Source organism: Deltaproteobacteria bacterium (genome assembly GCA_003696105.1).
Lineage (GTDB): Bacteria > Myxococcota_A > Polyangia > Haliangiales > J016 > J016.
Genome location: RFGE01000245.1, coordinates 1 through 5,357, shown reverse-complemented (window position 1 = coordinate 5,357; position 5,357 = coordinate 1). Strand labels below are relative to the sequence as shown.

Annotated in this window: 4 protein-coding genes; all 4 read left to right on the top strand. The window is 76.8% G+C overall.

Annotated features, from left to right (window positions below; all coding sequences use genetic code 11):
* Window positions 1-11: 11 nt before the first annotated feature.
* The gene (locus D6689_15915; protein RMH39662.1) at window positions 12-377 is read left to right on the top strand and encodes a hypothetical protein; all 366 of its coding nucleotides are present in this window, start codon (window positions 12-14) and stop codon (window positions 375-377) included.
* A gap of 79 nt (window positions 378-456) precedes the next feature.
* Window positions 457-1,269 (top strand): uracil-DNA glycosylase, encoded by an 813-nt coding sequence (locus D6689_15910; protein RMH39661.1) that lies wholly within the window; start codon window positions 457-459, stop codon window positions 1,267-1,269.
* Between the two features lie 372 nt (window positions 1,270-1,641).
* Window positions 1,642-2,910, top strand: coding sequence for a DNA repair exonuclease (locus D6689_15905; GenBank protein ID RMH39660.1), 1,269 nt, complete (start codon window positions 1,642-1,644; stop codon window positions 2,908-2,910).
* Window positions 2,907-5,357 (top strand): hypothetical protein (locus tag D6689_15900; GenBank protein ID RMH39659.1); only part of this gene is annotated, 2,451 nt, incomplete at its 3' end. The genes D6689_15905 and D6689_15900, both read left to right, overlap by 4 nt.

Genomic DNA, 5,357 nt, shown 5'->3' with positions numbered 1-5,357 from the left:
GGGCTAGGATAGTGATTTCGTTGGCGCTGGCTGTCACGGCGTGCGCGGCCGAGCCCGCCGCCGTGGGGGAGCGAGTCGCCGGGGTGGGGCAGATCGATCTCGAATGGTCGATCCGCGCCGGCGGCCAGGTCGTGTCGTGTGTGGATGCAGGTGCAACCGAAGTGCGGATCGACGCGGACGCCGTCGCGGGCGAACGCGCGCAGTGGCGGCTGTCGTGTTACGCGGGCATCGCGCGGACCGGGCCGCTGGCCGGGGGAACCTACGACGTGACGGTCGCGCTCGTCGGTCCCGGCGGCGACGTGCTGGACGCGATCGCGCTGCCGGGCGTCGAGGTGGACGGCTTTACGCCGTTGGGCGCGGTGGCGTTCGAGCCGTAGCCGGCAGCCGCGGCGCGCGCGTTTCGCCGGCGCGGCGGTTGCGTCCGGGCGCCGCGGCCCGCTATAGCTGGTCGAGGGCATGACCGACCGCGATCCGGCAGACGAACTGCGCGCCCTGGTCACCGGGTTTCGCGCGCACCTGGCGTGGCGCGCGCGGACCGGCGCGTGGTCGGCGCCGGCCGGGCCGGCGCCGCGGCGCCATCGGCCGGACGCCGGCGGCGACGGCGCGCCGGCGGATGCGCCGGCCCCCGCGGGGCTCGGCGACGCCGCGGCCCCGGCGGCGGCGCCCGCCGGGACCGACCGCGCCGCGCGCCTGGCGGCGGTGCGGGCCGAACTCGGCGACTGCACGCGCTGCAAGCTGCACGCGGGCCGGCGCACCATCGTGTTCGGCGTCGGCGATCCGAACGCGCCGCTGATGTTCGTCGGCGAGGGGCCGGGCGCCGAGGAAGACCGGCGCGGCGAGCCGTTCGTCGGCCCGGCCGGCCAGCTGCTCGACAAGATGATCGCCGCGATGGGGTGGACGCGCAGCCGCGTGTACATCGCGAACGTCGTCAAGTGTCGCCCGCCGAACAACCGCGACCCGGAGCCGGACGAGATCGAGGCGTGCGAGCCGTTCCTGTTCGGCCAGATCGAGGCGATCGATCCGAAGGTGATCGTCACGCTCGGGCGCCCGGCGGCGCACCTGCTGTTGCGCACGCGCGCACCGATCAGCCGCCTGCGCGGCCGCTGGCAGTCGTTCCGCGGCCGCCCGGTGATGCCGACGTTCCACCCGGCGTTCCTGCTGCGGTCGCCCGACAAGAAGCGCGAGGCGTGGCAGGACCTGCAGCAGGTGATCGCGCGTCTGGACGAACTCGGCATCGCGCCGCCGCACCCGCCGCGCACGGCGCGGTGACCGCCGGGGGTGGACGCCCGCGGGCCGGTCCGCTACAAACGCCTAGGAGGCTGTTGCGCATAGCCGCTGGCTGCGGTCGCGATCTGCATGCGATCTTCGGCGTACGTTGTCGCGCCCTTCGGTACCGTATGTGTATACGCGCCCTCGTGCGCTACGGGCGTGCGCCGAACCTCGCCTCGCATCTCGCAACCTCGCTGGCGCGCCGATACGCAACAGCCTCCTAGCGGGCAAGCTGGCGACGATGGCGGCGATATCGCTTGGGAAACGCGGCAACGCGGCGCGTGCGCGTCCGTCCGGTGTGGACGCTGGTAACGGGTGCGTGCCGGTGCGAACGCTCCGGCGCGCCGAGGCAGTCAACCGACGCGAGGCACCATGACCGATCCCACCTGGACGTTTTTGCACGCCGCGGACCTGCACCTGGACGCGCCGCTGGTCGGGCTCGACCGCTACGACGGCGCGCCGGTCGAGGAGATGCGCGACGCGAGCCGCCGCGCACTCGAGCGCGCGGTCGACCTGGCGTGCGAACAGCGCGTGCGGCTTGCCGTGTTCGCGGGCGACCTGTTCGACGGCGACTGGCGCGACTTCAACACCGGGCTGTTCTTTCGCCGGCAGCTCGCGCGCCTGGTGGACGCGGGCGCGCGCGTGTTCCTGGTGCGCGGCAATCACGATGCGGTGAGCCGGGTCACGCGCGAGCTGACGCTGCCCGAGGGGGTCGGCACGTTCGACCATCGCCGTCCGGAGACGGTCGTGCTCGACGACCTCGGCGTCGCGCTGCACGGCCAGAGCTACGCCCGGCGCGAGGTGACGGACAATCTCGCGGCCGCCTATCCGCCGCCCATCCCCGGCCTGCTCAACATCGGCGTGCTCCACACGGATTTGGCGGGGGCGGCGGGCGCGTCGCCGTACGCTCCCTGTTCGGTCGACGACCTCGTCCGCAGCGGCTACCAGTACTGGGCGCTCGGACACATGCACACGTTCGAGGTGCACCACCGCGATCCCTGGGTGGTCATGCCGGGGACGATCCAGGGGCGCCACGCGCGCGAGACCGGCCCGAAGGGGGTCGCGCTGGTGACCGTGGCCGACGGCGCGATCGCGCGGGTGGAGCACTGGCCGGTCGACGTGGCGCGCTGGGTCGCGATCGACGTCGACGCGGGCGAGGACGACACCGCCGGCGAGTTGATCGAGCGGTTCGCCGGAAAACTCCGGCGCGCGGCCGAGGCGGCCGACGGCCGCACGCTCGCGGTGCGCGCGACGTTCTCCGGCGCGACGCGGGCGCACCACGAGCTGGCGACCGACGCGGACCGCTGGCGTCACGAGGTGATCGCCGCCGCGGCGGACTGCGGCGTCGACGCGTGGATCGAGAAGGTCCGGTGGCGCACGCGGGCGCCGGTGGACCGCGACCGGCTCGCGGCGCGGGACGACGCGATCGGCGCGCTGATCCGGGCGCTGCGCGACGGGGCGGCCGACGCGGAGCTGATCGCGTCGTGCAAGCGCGCGCTCGCGCCGCTGGCGGCCAAGTTGCCGCCGGCGGTGGTCGCCGGCGACGAGCCGTTCGACCTCGCCGACGACGACACGATCCGGCGCCTGGTGGCGGACGCCGGCGAGCTGTTGCTCGCGCATCTGGTGGAGGGCGGCCGGTGAGGTTCGCCGAACTGAACCTGATCGCGTACGGTCCGTTTACCGATCGCACGTTGCGGTTTACCGGCCCGTGCGACTTCCACGTGATCTACGGGCCGAACGAGGCGGGCAAGAGCACGGCGCTGCGCGCGGTGCGCGGCCTGCTGTTCGGCATCGACGAGCGCACCCGGGACGACCACGTCCACGACAAACGGGCGCTGCGCATCGGCGCGGTGATCGAATACGGCGACGGCGAGCGCCTCGCCGTCGTGCGGCGCAAGGGCCGCAAGAACACGCTGGCGAACCCCGACGGCGCGCCCGTGGCCGACGGAGCGCTCGCCCGCGTGCTCGGCGGCGTCACGGCGGAGCTGTTCGACCAGATGTACGGGCTGGACCACGCCAAGCTGGTCGCGGGCGGCGAGGCGCTCGCCGGGGGCGGGCTGGCGGACCTGCTGTTCGGCGCGGGGATCGGCCTGGGCGATCTGCCGAAGCTGTTGCGCAGGCTGCGCGAGCAGGCCGACGCGCTGTTTTCGCCGCGGGCCACGGCGCGTCCGCTGGCCAGGGCGATCGCGGCCTGCAGGCAGGCGGACAAGCGAATCCGGGATGCCGCGCTGAAACCGCAGGCGTACGCCGACGCCGCGCGGCGGAGGGACGCGGCGGCGGCCGAGCTGTCGGCGGCGCAGGCGGCGCGTACGGCCGCGGCGCGCGATCGCGAGCGGGCGCGGACGCTGCGCCGCGCGGTGCCGCTCGTCGCCGAGTTGCGCGAGATCGAGGCGGAGCTGGCCGATCTGGCCGGGGTGCCGGACGTGTCAGACGAGGCGGCCGCCGAGCGGCGCGAGCTGCAGGCGGCGCTGCGCGAGCGGACCCGCCAGCGCGAGCGGTTCGCCGCCGACCGCGAGCGCAAGGCGGCCGAACGCGATGGCATCGCGGTCGACCCGGCGGTGCGGGCCGAAGCGCGCGCCATCGCCGAGTTCGCGCGGCGGGCGGCGGCGGTGGCGCAAGCGCTGGCCGATCGCGGCAAGCTGGCCGGCGAGGTCGCGTCGCTGCGGCGCGAGCTCGACGCGTCGTTGGCCGACCTCGGGCAGCTCCGCGCGGCCGCCGAGTCCGAGCGGTTCGATGCGCCGGCGCGGGAGCAGATCCGGGCGCTGGCCGACGAGTTCGCGCGCCTCACCGAGCGGCGCGAACAGGCCGCGCGCGAACTCGACGAGGCGCGCCGCGCGCTGGCCGACACCGAGCGCGCGCGCGCCGAGCTGGGCGAGGTCGTCGATCCGGTCCCGCTGCGGCGCGCCCACGAGGACGCGCTGCGCGCCGGCGATGTGGACGCGCGCATCGCGGAGGCCGAGCGGCGCGCCGCGGAAACGGCGCGTGCGCGCGACCGGGCGTTGGCGGAGCTGCCCCACTGGGCGGGAGACGTCGCGGCGCTCGCGGCGCTCGCCGTGGTTGATGCGGACACGATCGCCGCGTTCGGCGACCGGTTCGACCGGATCGCCGCGGCCGAGCAGGAGGCGCGCGAGGCGGCGCGGCGGGCGCGGGCGGCGATCGACGAGGCCGGCGCCGAGCTGCGCGCGCTCGCGGCCGACGGCCCCGTGCCGACGGCCGCCGACGTGGGCGAGGCGCGCGCTCGCCGCGACGCCCTGTGGCGCGAGGTGCGGGCCGCGTGGCTCGACGGCGCGCCGGCCGGCGCCGGCGGACCCGAGGCGCTGGCCGAGCGGTTCGCCGCGGCCGTGCGCGACGCGGACCACGTCGCCGACGCCCTGCGGTCGGACGCCGAGCGCGCCGGCCGGCGCGCGGCGCTCGAGGCGGCGCGGGCCGCGGCCGAGGTCCGCCTCGAGCGCGCCGAGGCCGACCTCGCCGCCTGCGAGCGTCGCCGGGCCGAGGCCGACGCCGAGTGGCGCGCGCTGTGGGAGGGCCTCGATCCGCGGCCGCCGGCCGAGATGCGCCGGTGGCTGCAGCGACGCGCCGAGGTGCTGGCGGCCGACGGCGCCGCGCGGGACGCCGAGCGCGCCCTGCGCGAGCTGTGCGACCGGCGCGACGCCCTGCGCGACGCGTGCGCCGGCGCGCTGGCGAGCGCCGGCGAGCCGGTCGACCTGGCCGGCGCCGGGGCGCTCGACGACGCGCGCGCGCGCGTGGCGGACGCGCTCGCGCGCGCGGAGGCGCGCGCCCAGCGGCGCCGCGAGCTGGACCGCGACCTCGAGGCGGCCGCGCGCCGCGTCGCCGACGCCGAGCGCCGCGCGGCCGACGTGGCCGGCGCCGTCGGCGACTGGCAGGCGCGGTGGGCCGCTGCGACCGAGGCCGTCGGTGTCGACGCCGGGCAGAAGCCGGAGGTGGTCGCCGCGCTGATCGACCGCGTGCGGGAGGTCGTGGGCCGGCGGCAGGCCATCGACGAGCGCCAGCGCCGCATCGCCGGCATCGACCGCGACGCGCGCGCGTTCGCGGCGGAGTTCGCCGTCGTGGCGGCCCGGGTCGCGCCC